Source organism: Nocardioides sp., assembly GCF_044226765.1.
Lineage (GTDB): Bacteria > Actinomycetota > Actinomycetes > Propionibacteriales > Nocardioidaceae > Nocardioides.
Genome location: NZ_JBGAGJ010000003.1, coordinates 350,762 through 369,048, shown reverse-complemented (window position 1 = coordinate 369,048; position 18,287 = coordinate 350,762). Strand labels below are relative to the sequence as shown.

Below are 18,287 nucleotides of genomic sequence, written 5' to 3'. Positions count from 1 at the left end.
GCACCTAGGTCCCTCCGGCGCACGGCTGCTGCTCGCTCGCGGTCCAAGGCCGCTTCTCGGCTCACCGGGCTCAAGGCCGCTTCTCGGCTCACCGGGCTCAAGGCTGCTTCTCGTCTCGCCGGGTCTCGAGACGCTGGTCGCGACCTCCTTCGTCGGTCGCGCGGCTCCTCGACCTGGCACCGGGATCCGCGGCTTCGCAAGCTCAGCCGCGGCGGTGCTCAGAACCTGGCGGGCTCGCGGTACTCGCCCCACTCGGCGCGCAGGGCGTCGCAGATCTCCCCCAGCGTCGCCTCGGCCCGGCACGCCTCGAGCATCGGGCCGATCATGTTCTCCTCCGACCGGGCCGCCGCGACCATCCGGTCCAGCGCCGAGCGGACGGCCGCGTCGTCGCGCGCCTCCCGCCGCGCTTGCAGGGCACGCACCTGCTCGACCTCGACCTCGTGGGAGACCCGCAGGATCTCCAGGTCGTGGGTGACCGACTCCTCGTGGCAGTTGACGCCGACGATCCGCTTCTCGCCCTTCTCCAGGGCCACCTGGTACTGGAAGGCCGCCTCGGCGATCTCCGACATGAACCAGCCCTCCTCGATCCCGCGCAGGAGGCCGCGGGTCACCAGCCACTCGCCGGACCGGACGGCCTCGGCGAGCTGCTCGGGCTGTGCGGAGGTCAGGGTCGAGCCGCCCATCGCGAGGATCTGGTCGAAGATCGCGGTCGCCTCGGCCTCGATCCGGTCGGTCAGCGCCTCGACGTACCAGGACCCACCGAGCGGGTCGGCGACGTTGACGACGCCGGTCTCCTCCATGATCACCTGCTGGGTCCGCAGCGCGATCTCCGCGGCCTGCTCCGAGGGCAGCGCGAGCGTCTCGTCGAGGGCGTTGGTGTGCAGCGAGTTCGTGCCGCCGAGCACGGCCGCGAGCGCCTCGACGCCGGTGCGCACGACGTTGTTGTAGGGCTGCTGCGCCGTCAGCGAGACACCGGCGGTCTGAGTGTGGAACCGCAGCCACTGCGCCTTCTCCGACGTGGCGCCGTAGACATCGCGCATCCAGCGCGCCCAGATCCGGCGGGCGGCGCGGAACTTCGCGATCTCCTCGAAGAAGTCCACGTGGGCGTCGAAGAAGAAGGACAGGCCGGGGGCGAAGACGTCGACGTCGAGCCCGCGGGAGAGGCCGAGCTCGACGTACCCGAACCCGTCGGCGAGCGTGAACGCCAGCTCCTGCGCGGCCGTCGAGCCGGCCTCGCGGATGTGGTAGCCCGAGACCGAGAGAGGCTTGTACGCCGGGATCTCGGCCGCGCAGTGCTCCATCAGGTCACCGATGAGCCGCAGGTGCGGCTCGGGCGCGAACAGCCACTCCTTCTGGGCGATGTACTCCTTGAAGATGTCGGTCTGCAGCGTGCCGTTGAGGATCCGGGTGTCGACCCCGGCCCGCTCGGCGGCGACCAGCATCATGCAGAAGACCGGGACCGCCGGGCCGCTGATCGTCATCGACGTGGTGACGTCGCCGAGGTCGATGCCGTCGAAGAGGATCTCCATGTCGGCGACCGAGTCGATCGCGACGCCGCAGTGCCCCACCTCGCCGAGCGACTTCGGGTCGTCGGAGTCACGCCCCATCAGGGTCGGCATGTCGAACGCGACGCTCAGACCGCCGCCGCCCCGGCCCAGGATCATCCGGTAGCGCTCGTTGGTCTGCTGGGCGTTGCCGAACCCGGCGAACTGGCGGATCGTCCAGGTGCGGCCGCGGTAGCCGGTCGGGTAGAGCCCGCGGGTGAACGGGAACTCGCCGGGCCACTCGGAGTCGTCGGTGCCGTACGCCGGCTCGACGGTCAGTCCGCTCAACGTGGTGAAGTCCGCGCGCCGGACGCGGGACTGCTCGTAGCGGGCCTGCCAGCGCGAGCGCGCGTTGTCGGTCATGCAGAAGATAGTAGGACGTCCAACTAGTTGCATCAACGTCGGGCACCGGCGCTCGTGGCTGTCCGGTTTCGTTCAATTGAACGACCAGGCGCCGGATACCGGCCGGTAGCCGGTCGTAGCCGAACAATTGAACGAAATCGAACCGCCGCGGGCTACCGCACCCAGCGCCAGATCCGGCCGTCACGGACCGCGACCGACGTCGGCGGTCGCGGCACGGGGTGGGAGCGGAGGTGGGCGAGCAGGGCCGGCCGACCGCGGAGCTCGAGGTCGCCGTCGACGAAGTGCAGGCGGGGATCCAGCAGGTCGACCAGCAGGTCCCGGTCGCCGGAGTCCATCGCGTTCCACGCGGCTGCGACGGGCGGCTCCATCTCGGGCAGCTCGTGCAGCATCGCGGGCGTGCACATCCGCCACGCGTCGGTGACCAGCTCCCGCATCTCCTCGTGGTCCAGCCGGCCGAGGTGGGCGCACACCCACTGGTAGCGCAGGTCCCGCGCCGGCGGGAGGAAGAACGTCCGCGGATCCGACTCGACCAGCCCGTCCCTGGCCTCCCGCGGGTAGCCGAAGCCCATGGCGGTCTCGTCCGCGGAGAACGCGACGTACACGATCTGGCGGACCTTGAGCTTCGCCCGACCGCCGGTGTGGGCCTCGTAGGTCCGCGGCAGGCCGAGACCGACGTCGCGCACCTCGTCCGCCGTGACCATCAGAAGTCGCCCGCCGCCTCGCGCACCGGTCGCAGCAGCTCCGAGAGCCGGCCCAGACCGTCGTCGTCGAGCGCACCGAGCGCGAAGTCGGCGCCGACCAGGTCACGCGTGGCGGCCTCGACCACGTCCCGTCCGGCGTCGGTGATCTCGGCGAGCACCGCACGGCCGTCCTCGGGGTGGGCGCGGCGGGAGACCAGCCCCGCCGCCTCGAGCCGCCGGACGATCGAGGTCACCGACGTGGGGTGCACCTGGAGCCGCTCCCCCATCTTCCCCAGCGGCAGCGACCCGCGCGAGGAGAAGACCAGGAGGACGAGCGCCTCGTAGCGCGCGAACGTCAGACCGTGCGGACGCAGGATCGCGTCGAGGCGGCCGATCACCAGCTGCTGCACGCGCATCAGCGAGGTGACGGCGTGCATCGCGGGCACCCCGTCCCAGCGCTGCCCCCACTGCCGGGCGGCCTCGTCGATCGGGTCGAAGGGAAGGCTCATCGACGGGGAGCCTAGACGCTGGCGCCGGCGGACGGGCAGGTCGGCGCGCACGCCGGCCCGGGGACCACGACCGTGGTCCCGGGCCGGCGTCAGGTGCTACCCGCGCTTCTTGACGATCGTGATGCTCTTCTCCGCCGACGTGCGGGAGAGGTAGTTCACGTCGCCGCCGTAGACCGCCTTGATCGTCAGCACCCGGGGCTTCTTCTTGGTGAAGCTCACCGTCACCGTGCCGTTCCGCAAGGTGCCCGTGCCAAGGACCTTGTTGGTCGGCAACGACCGGATCGTCACCGTGCCCGTGGGCGTCACCCCGGACTTGGTGGCGACGGTCGCCGTCACGGAGATCCGCTGGCGGGCCTTGACCATCGACGGCGCCTGCAGCGAGATGGACGACTGCATCTGCTTGGTCTTGAGCTTCACGACCTGCGCCTTGGCGCCCACGGCGTTGTGGAAGTGCACCATGAGCAGGCCCGTGCCGTGGTCGTCGGCGTAGCTCGAGGCGTCCCGCGTCACGGTCAGGTCGTGGTCGTCGGCGTCCACGGCCAGCACGAACGGGTCGGACTGGTCGACGACGCTCACACCGGGGGTGTAGAGGTCGGCGCTGAGCGCACCGGAGACCCCGAGCTTGCCCCAGCCGGCCTCGTCGACCAGCGCGCCACTGGAGGCCGAGTAGGTCTCGAGCGCGTAGTCGACCCTCGGGTTGTCGGCGTCCACGCCGTAGTCGGCGAGCACCCCCAGCCAGACCGGCATGACCAGCACGTCGCTGTCGTACGTCGCCGTGTCGACGCCCCCGTCCAGGATGTTGGTGTACTCCCCGTCCACGGTCTCGCCGGTCTGGAGGTCGATCAGCCAGGTGACCATCAGGTCCGTGTCCGGCACCCGGCCGTTGTAGGCCACCAGGTCCGGCTCCCCGTCCCGGTCGGTGTCCAGGTAGAGGTCGTACTCCGCCTGGCCGGCCGCCGTGCCGTGCGCTCCTCGCGACGAGACGGCGAAGTACGCCATCGCGTCGTCGGGATCCATGTACGGCGCGTCCGAGGTGTAGCCGACGTACCTCAGGTCCGCGGCCTTGTCGTTGCTGGTCAACACGCACCCCGAGACGCCTCCGCCGGAGCAGGCCGGGAGCTTGGGGCTGGTCAGCTGGAGCTCGAAGCCCGACGCCAACGAGGTGACGTTCTCCTCGTCGACGCCCTGGTCCACCCCGGTGCCGCTGAGGGTCGCCACGGCCGACGTCCGGTCGCCACGGGGCAGGGTCAGGGCCGCGTCCTGCGTCATGTCCGACGCCGGACGCGGGGCCGAGTAGACCGGCACCCGCAGGTCGATCCCGTCATCCTCCGGCGAGAGCACGAGGTTGCCGCTCGCGTCGGCCAGGAACTGCGCCGGCCCGCCTCCGTGGGTCGGGTCGACGGTCTTGGTCAGCGCCGACGGGTCCGGGACGGACATCGTGACGGTCACCGTCGCCGACCCCCGTGGGCTCAGGGTCACGCTGGAGGGCGAGTAGGCGTAGCTCACGCCGGGCACCTCGGTGATCGCGTCGTACGACACGTCGAACGTCCGCTTCGTCAGCCCGGTGTTCTGGACCTTGACGGTCTTGCTCAGCGTCGTCGGCGCCGAGATCGCCCGCGGCCCGAAGGACACGCTCACGGCACCGGGGTCGTTGGTGACGTAGGCGAGCACGTCGTTCTCCAGCGCGGCGGCCGCCTGGATCCGTCCGGCGCCGACCCGGTTCGGGGCGTACCGGTCACCGCTGTGGTCATCGCCGGTGAAGAGGTCCTGACCGGCGGTGTTCATGATGTCGGCCTTGACCTGCTCGGGCGTCCAGTCCGGGTGCTCGGACAGCACCAGGGCCGCGAGGCCGGCGACCATCGGGGCGGCCATCGAGGTGCCGCTCTCGGTCTGGCCCTCGGTGCCGGTCCCCACGGCCGTGGAGAAGACGGTGCCGCCGACGGCCGTGACGTCCGGCTTGAGGTGGCCCGCACCCCGGATGCCGCGCGAGGAGAAGTCCGTCATCTTGTCGTCGTCGGCGGGGAAGGACTGCTCGACCGCGTTGGCCTCGGTGCCGGTGACGGTGACGCCGTCCACGATCGCCGACCGGATCTGCTCACCGGCGCTCTTGTTGACCAGCACGCCCGGGATGACGTCGGAGCCGTTGATGCCGGCCGAGAACGTCTCCTTGTTGCTGGCGAAGATGAACCCGATGCCGCCGGCGTCGGCGACGTTTCCGCTGCGCGTGATCGAGCCGCACTCGAGGTCGTCGTCGGTCCACTTCAAGATCACGACCTTGCCGTCGATCGCGGCGGCCTGGTCCTCGTCGAAGGGCTCGCACCCGGTCACGTCGGGGCCGAGGTCGACCACCTCTCCGCCGAGGTCGGGCATGGTGGACCAGTCGTAGAGGGCCGACCGCTCCGCAGGCAGCGGCCCCGAGGGCGACCCGTCGATGTCCAGGTCCAGCCCGTCGACGACGCTCTGGGCGTCGATCGACGCGGCGACCGTGATCGCCTTCTGCGAGGTCCCGGGCGAGCCGCCGACGTCGTAGAGGTCATACGCGTTGCCCGAGGAGATCGCGAGCGTCACGCCCGCGGCGGCGGCGTCGTCGGCCATCACCGCGTCACCGTCCTGCGGCGAGCCGAAGTCCGAGCCGAGGGACATGTTGATCACGTCGACGTGGTCGGAGGGGTCGCCGTCGCCGTTCGGGTCCAGGGCCATGTCGATCGCGTCACCGACCACGTCGGTGCTGCCGTCGCAGCCGAAGACCCGGAACGCGTAGAGCTTGGCCTGCGGGGCCATGCCGGGGCCGATCCGCATCGAGTCGAACGGCGTGCCGGTGTCGTAGCTGCCGTCGTAGGTCGAGCCGTCGGCGTTCTCGCCGTACCCGGCTGCCGAGCCGGCGACGTGCGAGCCGTGCCCCTCGCAGTCGAGCGGGTTGGGGTCGGGGACCGGCACCGGGTCGTAGGTGTCGCTCTGGGGGTCGGCGTCGTAGGCGTCACCGACCAGGTCGTAGCCGCCGATCACCTTGTCGGTCGGGAAGATGCTGTCATCCCACAGCGTCGGGTCGTCGGCGTGCGCGTGCTCGGCGTCGTAGGCCTCCACCGTCCCGGGCCCGCCGAAGTTCGCGTGGGTGTAGTCGATGCCGGTGTCGAGGACGGCGACCGTCGTGTCCTGACCGAGGTCACCGTTGCCCTCCCAGCCCTGCGGTGCCCCCTGGAGCGGCACCGCGTAGGAGTTGTCGTAGCTCTTCGGGGTGATCGGGTAGACCGCCGCCACTCCGGGGATCCGGGCGAGCTTGCCGTAGTTGGCGGCGTCGGTCGTCACCGCCACGCCGGCCATCGCCGCGTGCGTGCGGTAGAGCACCGGCGTGTGGGCCGGCAGGCGTCCGATCACGGCCCGCTGGGCCGCGGTCACCCTGACCAGCTGCTGGCGGGCGGCCGCCTTCGGACCGGCGCCGGATCCACCACGGCGGTGGAACGCCTGGGTGGTGGAGGCGACCTGCAGCTCCAGGAGGTACGCGTGGCGACCGTGGTCGGCCCCTGCACCGAGCCGCGGTGGGACGTCGACCCCCGCCGTCGCGATGTCGGCGTGTGCGCTCGGCGGGAACCGGTGTGCGCCCTGCGGGGCCGCGGTGGCGGGCGATGTCACGGTGGCCGCGGCGCCGAGGGTCAGCGCCCCCGCGCCGAGGGCGACGAGGAGCTGCAGGCGGCGACGTGCTCCGGGACGAGCGGTGATGGACACGGGCGAGGTACCTCCACGGTCGACGGAGCGCACGCATCGGGAGGGACGCGTGCGCCCGCGCATCAGACCACGAGATCTGCCGGGCAGGACGCGCAACGGCCGGAAAGTCTGCGAGGACACCCCACCTGACCAGACCGGTTCGGGACCGCACCCGTCGGGGGGAGGTCGCGGCCCGGACCGGCCTCACAGGTCTGCGAGCAGCTCGTCCGCGGCGGCGTACGGGTCCGTCGTCCCGGCGACCACCGCGGCCGCGAGACCGTCGAGCTCCGACCGGCCGTGGACGTCTCCCCATCGGGCGCGCAGCGCGGTCACCGCGATCGCCTCGATCTCGTCGCGGGCCCGGCGGGCGCGCCGGCGCTGCAGCTCGCCGCTCTCCTCCAGCCACCGCCGGTGCCGCTCGATCTGGACCACCACCTCGTCGAGGCCCTCGCCGCGCTGGGCGACCGTCAGCACGATCGGCTGGCGCCACGAGCCCTCGGGGCGGTCGCCGAGCTGGAGCATCGACCGCAGGTCCCGGCGCACCTGCTCGGCGCCGTCGCGGTCGGCCTTGTTGACGACGTAGAGGTCACCGATCTCCAGGATGCCGGCCTTGGCGGCCTGGATGCCGTCGCCCATCCCGGGGGCGAGCAGCACCATCGTGGTGTCCGCGAGGCCCGCGATCTCGACCTCGCTCTGCCCGACGCCGACCGTCTCGACCAGGATGACGTCGCAGCCGGCGGCGTCGAGGACCCGCAGCGCCTGCGGCGTGGTCCAGGCCAGGCCACCGAGGTGGCCGCGCGAGGCCATGGAGCGGATGTAGACCTCGCGGTCGAGCGCGTGGTCCTGCATGCGCACCCGGTCGCCGAGCAGCGCGCCGCCGGAGAAGGGCGAGGACGGGTCGACGGCCAGTACGCCGACGCGCTTGTCGTGGCGGCGCAGCTCGGTGACCAGCGCGCTGGTGGAGGTGGACTTGCCGACGCCCGGCGAGCCGGTCACCCCGATGACCTGGGCGTGGCCGGTGTGCGGCGCGAGCGCCGCCATCACCTCGCGCAGGATCGGCGACTCGTCCTCGACGAGCGAGATCAGGCGCGCAACGGCCCGGGCCTCGCCGGCGCGGGCGCGCTCGACGAGGCCCGGGACGTCGGCGACGTCAGCTCTTCGGGACACGCACGATCAGGGCGTCGCCCTGGCCACCGCCGCCGCACAGCGCGGCTGCGCCGACCCCGCCGCCGCGGCGCTGGAGCTCGAGCGCGAGGTGCAGCACGATCCGGGCACCCGACATGCCGACCGGGTGGCCCAGGGCGATCGCCCCGCCGTTGACGTTGACCTTGGCCTCGTCGAGGCCGAGCTCGCGGGCCGAGGAGATGCCCACGGCGGCGAAGGCCTCGTTGAACTCGACCAGGTCGAGGTCGGTCGGCGCGATGCCCTCCTTCTCGCAGGCCTTGGCGGTCGCGGCCGCCGGCTGCAGCTGGAGGGTCGAGTCGGGGCCGGCCACCTGGCCGTGGGCACCGATCTCGGCGAGCCACGAGAGGCCCAGCTCCTCGGCCTTGGCCTTGCTCATCACGACGACCGCGGCCGCGCCGTCGGAGATCTGCGAGGAGGAGCCGGCGGTGATGGTGCCCTCCTTGGAGAAGGCCGGGCGCAGCCGGCCGAGCGACTCGGCGGTCGTGTCACCGCGGACGCCCTCGTCGGTCGCGAACTGCAGCGGGTCGCCCTTGCGCTGGGGGATCTCGACGGGCACCACCTCGTCGTCGAAGACGCCGTTCTTCCAGGCGGCCGCGGCCTTTTGGTGGGACTGCGCGGCGAACTCGTCCTGCTCCGCGCGGGTCAGGTTGGCGGCCGCGGCGTTGCACTCCTCGGTCAGCAGGCCCATCGCCTGCTGGGTGGCCTGGTCGTACAGAGCGTCGTAGGCCATCGAGTCGACGAGCTTGACGTCCCCGAACTTGATGCCCTCGCGGGACTTGGGCAGGAAGTGCGGGGCGTTGGTCATCGACTCCATGCCACCGGCCACGACCACGTCCACCTCGCCGGCCCGGATGAGCTGGTCGGCGAGCGCGATCGCGTTGATGCCGGACAGGCACACCTTGTTGATGGTGATGGAGGGGACGTTCATCGGGATCCCACCGGCGACGGCCGCCGTGCGGGCCGGGTTCTGCCCGGCGCCGGCCAGGATCACCTGGCCCATGATCACGTAGTCGACCTGGTCGCCGGAGACGCCGGCCTTCGCCAGCGCGCCCTGGATCGCCACCCCGCCGAGCTGGGCGGCCGAGAAGTCCTTGAGGCTGCCGGACAGGCGGCCGATCGGGGTGCGCGCCCCCGCGACGATGACGGACGTTCCGGACATGGGGTGCCTCCAGTGCTCGCGTTCGGTGCTCGTGGGTGGAACTCCTCCGACCCTACCGACGCCCCCGCGGCCCGGCGAGGGTGGAACACGTCACACCCCCTCGCGGGGGCTGGGCGCGCCGTACGACGATGTGCCCATGAGCTTCGACGCGACCGGCCCCCTCTTCACCGCCATCGACCACGTCGGGATCGCCGTCCCCGACCTGGACGCCGCGATCGCGTTCTACGAGGAGTCCTACGGGATGCGGCTGGCCCACCAGGAGGTCAACGAGGAGCAGGGCGTCCGCGAGGCGATGATGGCCGTGGGTGACTCGGGGTCCCACATCCAGCTGCTGGCGCCGCTCTCCGAGGCGTCGACGATCGCCAAGTTCCTCGACAGCAAGGGGCCGGGCATCCAGCAGATGGCCTACCGGGTGACCGACATCGACGCCGTGTGCGCGACCCTGCGCGAGCGCGGCCTGCGGCTGCTCTACGACGAGCCCAAGCGGGGCACCTCGGACTCCCGCGTCAACTTCATCCACCCCAAGGACGCCGGTGGCGTGCTGGTCGAGCTCGTCGAGCCGGCCACCGCCCACTGAGGCACTCCTCACACCGGGTGTCCAGCCCGGTTACCGCTGGGTAATCTCCCGCCAACCCGAGCGACTCCCCTCCCGACACCAGCACAGGAGCCGACGTGCAGCACATCCTCGACGCGATCACCGCAGGCACCGCCACCGCGGACGACTTCGCGAACCTGGAGATCCCCGACCACTACCGCGCCGCGACCGTCCACAAGGACGAGGTCGACATGTTCGCGGGCATCCCGACCCGGGAGAAGGACCCGCGCAAGTCGCTGCACGTCGAGGACGTCGCGCTGCCCGAGCTCGGCCCGGGTGAGGCGCTGGTGGCCGTGATGGCCAGCGCCATCAACTACAACACCGTGTGGACCTCGATCTTCGAGCCGGTCTCGACCTTCGGGTTCCTCGAGCGCTACGGGCGCCTCTCGCCGCTCACCAAGCGCCACGACCTGCCCTACCACGTGGTCGGGTCCGACCTGGCCGGCGTCGTGCTGCGCACCGGTCCGGGCGTGACCAAGTGGAAGCCGGGCACCGAGGTCGTCGCCCACTGCCTCTCGGTGGAGCTGGAGGAGCCCGACGGTCACGACGACACGATGCTCGACCCGCAGCAGCGGATCTGGGGCTTCGAGACGAACTTCGGCGGCCTGGCCGACGTCGCGCTGGTCAAGGCCAACCAGCTGATGCCCAAGCCCGCCCACCTGACCTGGGAGGAGGCCGCCTCCCCCGGCCTGGTCAACTGCACGGCGTACCGCCAGCTGGTCTCCAAGAACGGCGGCGACATGAAGCAGGGCGACAACGTGCTGATCTGGGGCGCGTCCGGTGGCCTGGGCGGCTTCGCGACGCAGTACGCCCTCAACGGCGGCGCGACCCCGGTCTGCGTGGTCTCCTCGGAGGACAAGGCCGAGATCTGCCGGTCGATGGGCGCCGAACTCGTCATCAACCGCAACGAGGAGGGCTACCGCTTCTGGAAGGACGAGCGGACCCAGGACCCGAAGGAGTGGAAGCGCTTCGGCGCCAAGATCCGCGAGCTGACCGGCGGTGAGGACATCGACATCGTCTTCGAGCACCCCGGCCGGGAGACCTTCGGGGCCAGCGTCTTCGTCACCCGCAAGGGCGGCACCATCACCACCTGCGCCTCCACCAGCGGCTACATGCACGAGTACGACAACCGCTACCTGTGGATGAACCTCAAGCGGATCATCTCCAGCCACTTCGCCAACTACCGCGAGTCGTGGGAGGCCAACCGCCTCATCGCCAAGGGCAAGATCCACCCGACCCTGTCCAAGTCCTACGGCCTCGACGAGGTCGGCCAGGCCGCGCTGGACGTCCACCAGAACGCCCACCAGGGCAAGGTCGGCGTGCTCTGCCTGGCGCCCGAGGAGGGGCTCGGCGTCCGCGACGAGGAGATGCGCGCGCAGCACCTCGACGCGATCAACCGCTTCCGCGGCGTCTGACCGGCGACGTAGCACCCCGGTCCGGCGAATTGGTCCCGGGCCGGGGTGGGAACGCCGGGAGTGATCGGGGAGACTGGTGGCGACCGATCACCTGCGACGAGGGGAAACGCCGTGACGAGCGACCAGGGACTGTCCATCTTCGACGACGAGCCGGACGAGGACGGGACCGAGGCCGCTGACCACGCCACCCAGGTGATGCCCGCCGTGCCGCCGCGCGGTAGCGCGCCGGCGGCTCCCCCGGCCGCCCAGTCGGGCGCTCCGGCCGCGCCGCCCGCAGACCGGCCCGCGCCGGTCCTCCCGCCCGCCGGGGCTCCGGCCGCGGGTGCGACCGGCTTCCCGGTGGTCCGCCGCGGTGGCTACGACAAGGCCTCGGTCGACGCCCGGGTGCGCCAGCTGACGACGGAGAAGGCCGGCCTCGGGTCGAGCCTGTCGGCCTCGGAGCGCCGGGTGACCGAGCTCGAGCAGCAGCTCGCCGCCGTCCAGGAGCAGCTGCGCGAGAACGAGTCCCCGTCGTACGCCGGGCTCGGCGGGCGCGCCAGCGCCCTGCTGCGGATGGCCGAGGAGGAGGCCGCGGAGGTGCGCAGCACCGCCCAGCGCGACGCCGACGAGATCCGCGAGCAGGCCGCCCGCGACGCGAAGGCGGTCCGCGCCGAGGCTGCCCGCGAGGCCGAGGACATGCGCCTGGTCCAGCTCAAGGAGCTCGACGAGCACCGCAGCCGGCTGATGGCCGACGCCGAGCAGGAGCGGGCCCTGGCCAAGAGCGAGGCCGAGGACCTGGTGGCCTCGGCGACCCGCCAGGCCGACCAGCTGCGCCTGGCCGCCGAGCAGGAGGCCAACGAGCTGCGCACCGCGGCCAAGCGCGAGGCCGAGCAGGCGCGGGCCGCCGCCGACCGCGAGGTGCAGGAGGCGCGGCGCACGCTGGCGGTGGAGAAGGAGCGGTTGGCCCGAGAGGCGACCGACCACCACACCAGCGCCACCGCGGAGACCCGGCGCCTGGTCGAGGAGGCCGAGGAGCGCGCGACGGCCGCGGAGGAGCGGGCCCGCCAGGCCACGGCTGCCGCGACCCAGCAGCGCTCGCAGGCGGCCACCGAGGCCGAGGCCACCCTCAGCCGGGCGCGCCGCGAGGCCGAGCAGATCGTCGCGTCGGCCCGGACCCAGGCCGACGCGATCGCGACCAGCGGTGCGGCGGACGCCGAGCGCGAGCTCGCGGCCATCCGGGCCGAGGTCGACCGCCTCGGCAAGCGTCGCGACGCGATCACCGCCCAGCTCGCCTCGCTGCAGGAGGTCGTCGCGGGCTTCGGCAAGGACGAGGAGTGACCGAGGGCCTCGAGCGGCCCGCGGACGAGGAGTCGTCGCCTCCGGCCGAGGACGACGAGGGCTCGGCCGACGGCGACGACCTGGGGGAACCGGGTCCGCCGCTGGACCACCGTGCCCCCTTCTACGTCGGCTTCGTCGGCGGACTGGGCGCGCTGGCCGCGATCTGGCTCGGGCTCCACGTCCAGGCGGTCGGCTCGACCCTGATGCTCGTGGTGGTCGCGCTCTTCCTGGCCGCGGGCCTCAACCCCGCGGTCGAGTTCTTCGAGCGGCACGGCATGCGCCGGTCGTACGCCGTCCTGACGGTGATCCTCGCCTTCGTGCTCGCCCTGACGCTCTTCGTCGTCGCGATCGCACCGGTGATCGCCGACCAGGTGGCCGCACTGTCGAAGAACGTCCCGCAGTGGCTCGACGAGCTCCAGCACAACCGCGACATCCAGCGGCTCGACGAGCAGTACGACGTCATCAACAAGGTCAAGGACTACGTCGCCAAGGGTGACCTGGTCGGGCGGCTCTTCGGTGGCGCGGTCGGGGTCGGTCTCGCCGTCCTCGGGGCCCTGCTCAACGCCTTCATCATCATCGTCCTGACGCTCTACTTCCTCTCGTCGCTCGACAAGGTCAAGGCGGCGCTTCTCAGCCTGGCCCCTGCCTCGCGCCGCGAGCGGGTCTCGAAGATCAGCGACCGGGTCCTGCACGGCGTGGGCGGCTACGTCTCGGGGGCGTTCATCGTCGCCGTGTGTGCCGGTCTCTCGTCGCTGGTCTTCCTCTTCATCGCGGGCCTGGGGCAGTACGCCGTGGCGCTGGCGTTCGTCGTGGCCCTGCTCGACGTGATCCCGATGATCGGTGCCACGATCGGCGCGGTCATCGTCTCGGCGATCGCGTTCGCCACGGACTGGAAGATCGGCGTCGCCTGCGTGATCTTCTACGTGGTCTACCAGCAGATCGAGAACTACGTGATCTACCCGCGGGTGATGTCGAAGTCCGTCGACGTGCCCGGCGCCGTGACCGTCATCGCCGCCCTGATCGGTGCCGCGCTGTTCGGGGTCGTCGGTGCCCTGATGGCGATCCCGACCGCGGCGGCGATCTTGATGATCGTCCGAGAGGTGTGGATCCGCCGCCAGGACGAACGCTAGGTGCCGACCGGCTCGACGACCGGAGCGGCGGTCGCCGGCGCCGCGGTCCCCCGCTCCCCCAGCTTGACGAAGACCACCCCGGCGAGGATGAGCACGCCGCCCACCAGCTGCACCGACCGGGGCAGCTCGCCGAGGAGCAGCCAGGCGAAGGCGACGCCCGCGACCACCTCGAGGAGCGCGACGAAGGATGCCAGCCGCGACCCGAGGCGCCGCCCGGCGGCGATCCCACTCGTGTAGGCGACCGCTGCGGTCACCACGCCCAGGGCGACCAGCGGGACCCACCAGGCGACGTCAGCGCCGGCGTACGTCACGGTCGCCGTGGTGGCGTGCATCGGCAGCAGCCGCACCAGGCCGAGCACGGCGAGCGCGACTGCCCCGACGAGCAGGCCGCCGGCGGCGAGCGTGATCGGCGGCAGGCCGTTGTCCTCGTCGGCGGAGATGACGAAGTACGTCGCGGCACCGAGCATGGCCACCAGCGCCCAGAGCACGCCCGGCACGCTGAGGTCGGCGCCGGAGACCAGGTCGAGCACGAGCACCAGCCCCAGCGCCGCCAGTCCCGCCCCGAAGACGGTCACCGCGCCCGGCCGCTGGCCGCGACGCAGCCACAGCCAGACCACGACGGCGGCCGGCGCGGTGTACTCGATGAGCAGCGCGGGTCCGACCTGCATGTGCTGCACCGCGGAGAAGTAGCAGAACTGGCAGGCGGCGACCGCCACGACGCCGTACACGACGATCAGGCCCGCGTTGCGGCGCAGCACGTCCCGCCGGCCGCGCAGGGCCAGGAGCCCGAACGGCAGCACGACGGTCGCGGCGATGGCGACCCGGACCAGCACGATCGCGCCGGCGCTCCACCCGGCGTCGAGCAGCTCGCGTGCCAGCGCCCCGGACATCCCGAACGACGTCGCCGAGAGGATCGCGAAGCCCAGGCCGCTCGCGAGCCGGGACCCGCTGGTGGCTCCCACGACTGCGTCATCGGTCAACGTCGTCATGACACATGACGCTAGGCGCTGTTCATGTAACCTGTCAACGTGGTTTTCACCCATGACACCGAGGTGTCGCTGCAGGCGGCCGTCACGCTCGCCAACTCCGCGCTGGAGCCGGACACCCTCCAGACGGTCGCCGAGCTCGACGCGTTCTTCGCCGAGTTCGAGTACACCGGGCGCCATGACCGGAACGACGCCGAGCTCGCCGCCGTGCGCGCCGTCCGGCCCGAGCTGCATCGGCTGCTGACCGCCGAGCGCGACGACGCCGTGGCGATCGTCAATCGGATGCTCGCTGACGCAGGGGCGGTCCCCCAGCTGGTGCGCCACGACGTCTGGGACTGGCACCTGCACGCGGTCGGGCCCGAGCGGGACCTCCCGACCCGGATCGTGGTGGAGACGGCGATGGCGATGATCGACGTGATCCGCGCCGACGAGATGTCGCGCCTGGGCACCTGCGCCGACCCCGATTGCGGCGGCGTCGTGCTGGACCTCTCCCGCAACCGCTCCAAGCGGTTCTGCTCCACCGCCTGCGGCAACCGCACGGCCGTCGCCGCCTACCGCGCTCGACAACGCCGTTGAGTTGAGGGTTGTGACCCGTTGAGTTGAGGGTTGTGACCGCGCCGCGGGTCCGAACCCCCAACTCGAGTGGTCGGAACCCTCAAGTCAACGGGCGACGAGGAAGGTGCGCAGGACCTGGAGGAAGACGTCGGGCTGCTCGGAGTGGACCCAGTGGCCGGCGCCCTTGATGGTCACCTTGCGGTAGCGGGGGAACCAGCGCGCCATCTCGTCGGCGTAGTGGGGCTCGACGTAGGCCGACTCCTCCCCCGCGATCCACAGCGTCCGACCCGGGTACGGCGGGTGGCCGGCCAGGGCGTCCTCCGGCCAGCCGCCCAGGGCCGGGAGGTCTCGGCCGAGCAGGTCGAGGTTCGGCTGCCAGGCCCAGGTCGCGGCGTCGGGCGGGCCGGAGCGGCGCAGGTTCTGCAGCAGGAAGCTGCGCACGGTGGGGCTCGGGACGGCGTCGGCGAGTGCCGCGTCGGCGTCCCGGCGCTGCTGAAGCGTCGTCAGGTCGAGCGCCTGCATGGCGGCGATGTAGCCGCCGAACTCACCGCGCGCCTCGTAGTCGACCGGGGCGATGTCGACGACGCAGAGCCGCTCGACCAGCTCGGGGTGGCGCAGGGCGAGCACCATGGCGGCCTTGCCACCCATCGAGTGGCCGACGAGGGCGACCGGGTCGTCGGCGGAGAACAGCGCCGCGACCCGGTCGGCGACCTCGACGTAGTCGAAGCGGTCGGTCCAGGCCGACCGTCCGTGGTCGGGCATGTCGACCAGCAGCACCCGGTGGTCGGCAGCGAGGCCCTTGGCGATCGTGGTCCAGTTCTTGCCCTGCCCGAAGAGCCCGTGGCAGAAGGCGACGAGCGGGCCGCTCTCCCCCAGGCTGGTGGTGTGCAGCCCGTCGGTGTCGGCGCCGTGGCTCAGCACCACTCGTGCACTCCCTTCGGGGTCAGGTCCCGGTCGCGGAGCACGACGGGGAGGTCGTCACCGTAGTGCCGGCAGGTCCACCGGAAGTCACGGGGCCGGTACTCGATCGCCAGCACCTGGTCGCCGTACGCCCGGGTGTAGGAGCCGCACTCCCGGTAGCGCCCGCACTCCTCGGCGACCGCGAAGTCGTAGCCGATCGCGGTGCCGTCGAACCCGGCGAGGTTCTTCTGGCCGGCGGCCAGGCCATCGCGGTGGGCGCGCGCGACCAGCAGTCGTGCGAAGGCGACGGCATCGGCACGGGTCAGCAGGTGGTGGCTGCGCGTGAACGAGTCGAGGTTGTCATACTCGACCGCCTCGAAACCGTCGTCCGCGCACCCGTCGGTCCACCGCCCGACGATCCGGGCGAGCGCCCGTCGCTTCCCAGGTGTGCCGATGTCGAGCAACCACTCACCCCAGGCCTCGTCGACCACCGGCCGGCCGCCGTCTCGCAGCAGCAGGCCGGGGTGCCGGCGCCAGAACGCGCGCTCGTCGGGCTGGGTCTGGAAGCCGTTGACGTAGCAGACGTCGTACTTCGCCGCGAGCGGCGGATCGGTCCGGTCGCGCACGACGATGCCGACGTGGGCGGGCACGTCGGCCGCGCCGCCGAGCTGGTAGTCGACGTCGGTGCCCGACGGGAGGGCGGCGGGCAGCGCGGACAGCAGGAGCGGCAGGAGCACCAGACGGATCATCCAGCCCATCCTCCCCCACCCGGCCGTGGGCGCGGAACGCCACGTCGACCGGAGGTCCAGCGGCCCGTGCCCGACGGGTCCGAAGTGTTGCCGATTCGTGACCTCGAAATGCTCAGAACCCTGTGGAACAAGGGGTTCTGAGCACTTCGACTGTCGGTGGTCGGTGCTTCGATAGGACCATGACAGCGATGGCCACCCCGACCCACCGGGTGTCGGCCGCGACCGCGCAGATGCGAGCGGTGGCGGACTCGGTGGCCGACGCGTCGGTGTGGTCCATGGGCGCCGACGAGTGCCGGTCGACCTTGGTGGAGCTGACCAGGCTGAAGGCCCAGGTCGCCGCGATCGAGCTGCGGGTCGCCGCGCACGCCGAGGAGGTGGACGCGAACGATCCGGTCGCGGCGTGGGCGCACGCCACCAGGCAGACCACCAAGGCGGCCCGCGGTCAGGTGAAGCTCGCCCGCGCCCTCGACGCGCACGCCCGCACCGCGGACGCGCTGGCCGCCGGCCGAGTGAACGTCGACCAGGCGCGTGCCATCGTGCAGGCGGTCGACGAGCTCCCGGCAGAGGCAGGGCCGGAGCTGGCGGTGCGGGCCGAGGAGCACCTCCTCGGCCTGGCCAAGGACCACCACGCGGTCGCACTGCGGATCCTGGGCCGCCGGCTCCTGGAGGTGGTCGACCCCGACGCCGCCGACGCCCACGAGGCCCGCAAGCTGAAGGACGAGGAGCGCGACGCCCGCGCCGCCTGCCGGTTCAACGCCCGGTTCGATGACCAGGGCCGCCTGGTCGGGTCGTTCGTGCTCCCCCACCTGCACGGCGCGATGCTCATGAAGGCCCTGCAGGCCTTCGCCGCGCCGAAGCACCACACCAACGTCGACGGGGCCGGTGCCGCCGAGCGCTCCCTCGCCCGGCCGACCCCGCAGCGGATGGGCCGCGCGCTGTGCGACCTCCTCGAACGCCTCCCCGCCAACCGGCTCCCGCAGGCCGGCGGCGTCAACGCGACCGTCGTCGTGACCATCTCGCTCGAGTCCCTGCTCGGGCAGCTCGAGCGGGCCGGGGTCGTCCTCGACACCGGCCACAAGATCAGCGCAGCGGAAGCGCGGCGGCTGGCCTGTCAGGCCGGGATCATCCCCGCCGTCCTCGGCGGTGCGTCGCAGGTGCTCGACATGGGACGCAAGCGCCGCTTCCACACCGAGCCCCAGCGCATCGCGATCATGCTCCGCGACGGCCACTGCACCCACGACGGCTGCGACGCGCCCGCCTGGATGTGCCACGTCCACCACGACGGCCCCTGGTCGGCCGGCGGGGGCACCAGCGTCGCCCGCGGTCGCCTCCTCTGCCCCCGACACCACGGGCAACACCACCGCACCACCGAAGCGGACCCCCGCTTCCACCCGCGGACGTGAGCCAACCGGGGAGGAGCGACCTGCCGCCGCCTGTCCGGGGGACTCTGTTGTTACGGCCGATGAGCGGACGGTCGGGCGGCCGCTGGTGCGGTGTC

At 72.1% G+C, this 18,287-nt stretch carries 15 protein-coding genes; 6 read left to right on the top strand and 9 right to left on the bottom strand.

Annotated elements, in window-relative coordinates:
* Positions 1-218: 218 nt before the first annotated feature.
* The 6 genes from ACILRH_RS09400 to ACILRH_RS09375 form a co-directional block, all read right to left on the bottom strand.
* On the bottom strand, positions 219-1,907 hold the full coding sequence (locus tag ACILRH_RS09400) for a methylmalonyl-CoA mutase (RefSeq protein WP_395692680.1): 1,689 nt from the start codon (positions 1,905-1,907) through the stop codon (positions 219-221).
* A 152-nt stretch (positions 1,908-2,059) separates the two neighbouring features.
* Positions 2,060-2,608: an MmcQ/YjbR family DNA-binding protein gene (locus tag ACILRH_RS09395; RefSeq protein ID WP_395692678.1), complete on the bottom strand. Its 549-nt coding sequence runs from the start codon at positions 2,606-2,608 to the stop codon at positions 2,060-2,062.
* On the bottom strand, positions 2,608-3,096 hold the full coding sequence (locus tag ACILRH_RS09390) for a MarR family winged helix-turn-helix transcriptional regulator (RefSeq protein ID WP_395692676.1): 489 nt from the start codon (positions 3,094-3,096) through the stop codon (positions 2,608-2,610). The genes ACILRH_RS09395 and ACILRH_RS09390 overlap by 1 nt, the downstream gene beginning before the upstream one ends.
* Before the next feature lie 96 nt (positions 3,097-3,192).
* The gene (locus ACILRH_RS09385; RefSeq protein WP_395692674.1) at positions 3,193-6,819 is read right to left on the bottom strand and encodes a S8 family serine peptidase; all 3,627 of its coding nucleotides are present in this window, start codon (positions 6,817-6,819) and stop codon (positions 3,193-3,195) included.
* Positions 6,820-7,002: 183 nt separating this feature from the next.
* Positions 7,003-7,965 (bottom strand): methylmalonyl Co-A mutase-associated GTPase MeaB, encoded by a 963-nt coding sequence (gene meaB / locus ACILRH_RS09380; RefSeq protein WP_395692672.1) that lies wholly within the window; start codon positions 7,963-7,965, stop codon positions 7,003-7,005.
* Entirely contained in the window at positions 7,949-9,142 is a 1,194-nt protein-coding gene (locus tag ACILRH_RS09375) for an acetyl-CoA C-acetyltransferase (RefSeq protein ID WP_395692670.1), read from the bottom strand. Before ACILRH_RS09375 ends, meaB begins: the two co-directional genes overlap by 17 nt.
* A 136-nt stretch (positions 9,143-9,278) precedes the next feature.
* Between ACILRH_RS09375 and mce the strand changes: the two genes are divergently transcribed.
* The 4 genes from mce to ACILRH_RS09355 all read left to right on the top strand — a co-directional run bounded on the left by mce (position 9,279) and on the right by ACILRH_RS09355 (position 13,599).
* Positions 9,279-9,719: a methylmalonyl-CoA epimerase gene (gene mce / locus ACILRH_RS09370; protein ID WP_395692668.1), complete on the top strand. Its 441-nt coding sequence runs from the start codon at positions 9,279-9,281 to the stop codon at positions 9,717-9,719.
* 95 nt (positions 9,720-9,814) lie between these two features.
* Positions 9,815-11,152 (top strand): crotonyl-CoA carboxylase/reductase, encoded by a 1,338-nt coding sequence (gene ccrA, locus ACILRH_RS09365; RefSeq protein ID WP_395692666.1) that lies wholly within the window; start codon positions 9,815-9,817, stop codon positions 11,150-11,152.
* 111 nt (positions 11,153-11,263) lie between these two features.
* Positions 11,264-12,469, top strand: a complete 1,206-nt coding sequence (locus tag ACILRH_RS09360; protein WP_395692664.1) for a hypothetical protein — start codon at positions 11,264-11,266, stop codon at positions 12,467-12,469.
* Positions 12,466-13,599, top strand: coding sequence for an AI-2E family transporter (locus ACILRH_RS09355; protein WP_395692662.1), 1,134 nt, complete (start codon positions 12,466-12,468; stop codon positions 13,597-13,599). Before ACILRH_RS09360 ends, ACILRH_RS09355 begins: the two co-directional genes overlap by 4 nt.
* Here ACILRH_RS09355 and ACILRH_RS09350 read toward each other — a convergent pair.
* Positions 13,596-14,588 (bottom strand): EamA family transporter, encoded by a 993-nt coding sequence (locus ACILRH_RS09350; RefSeq protein ID WP_395692661.1) that lies wholly within the window; start codon positions 14,586-14,588, stop codon positions 13,596-13,598. The two genes, ACILRH_RS09355 and ACILRH_RS09350, sit on opposite strands and share 4 nt — an antisense overlap.
* Positions 14,589-14,627: 39 nt before the next feature.
* Between ACILRH_RS09350 and ACILRH_RS09345 the strand changes: the two genes are divergently transcribed.
* Positions 14,628-15,161: a CGNR zinc finger domain-containing protein gene (locus tag ACILRH_RS09345; RefSeq protein ID WP_395692659.1), complete on the top strand. Its 534-nt coding sequence runs from the start codon at positions 14,628-14,630 to the stop codon at positions 15,159-15,161.
* Positions 15,162-15,245: 84 nt separating this feature from the next.
* On the opposite strand, the gene ACILRH_RS09340 is transcribed toward ACILRH_RS09345, so the two are convergent.
* Positions 15,246-16,064 carry an alpha/beta fold hydrolase gene (locus tag ACILRH_RS09340; RefSeq protein ID WP_395692658.1) on the bottom strand — a complete coding sequence of 273 codons (819 nt, stop codon included), beginning with the start codon at positions 16,062-16,064 and terminating at the stop codon, positions 15,246-15,248.
* Complete coding sequence (locus ACILRH_RS09335) at positions 16,055-16,789, bottom strand: endo alpha-1,4 polygalactosaminidase (RefSeq protein ID WP_395692656.1); 735 nt, start codon at positions 16,787-16,789, stop codon at positions 16,055-16,057. The genes ACILRH_RS09340 and ACILRH_RS09335 overlap by 10 nt, the downstream gene beginning before the upstream one ends.
* A 188-nt stretch (positions 16,790-16,977) precedes the next feature.
* Here ACILRH_RS09335 and ACILRH_RS09330 point away from each other — a divergent pair, with 188 nt between their 5' ends.
* A complete protein-coding gene (locus ACILRH_RS09330; protein ID WP_395692654.1) occupies positions 16,978-18,192 on the top strand; it encodes a DUF222 domain-containing protein in 1,215 nt (404 codons plus the stop codon).
* The last annotated feature ends 95 nt before the right edge of the window (positions 18,193-18,287 follow it).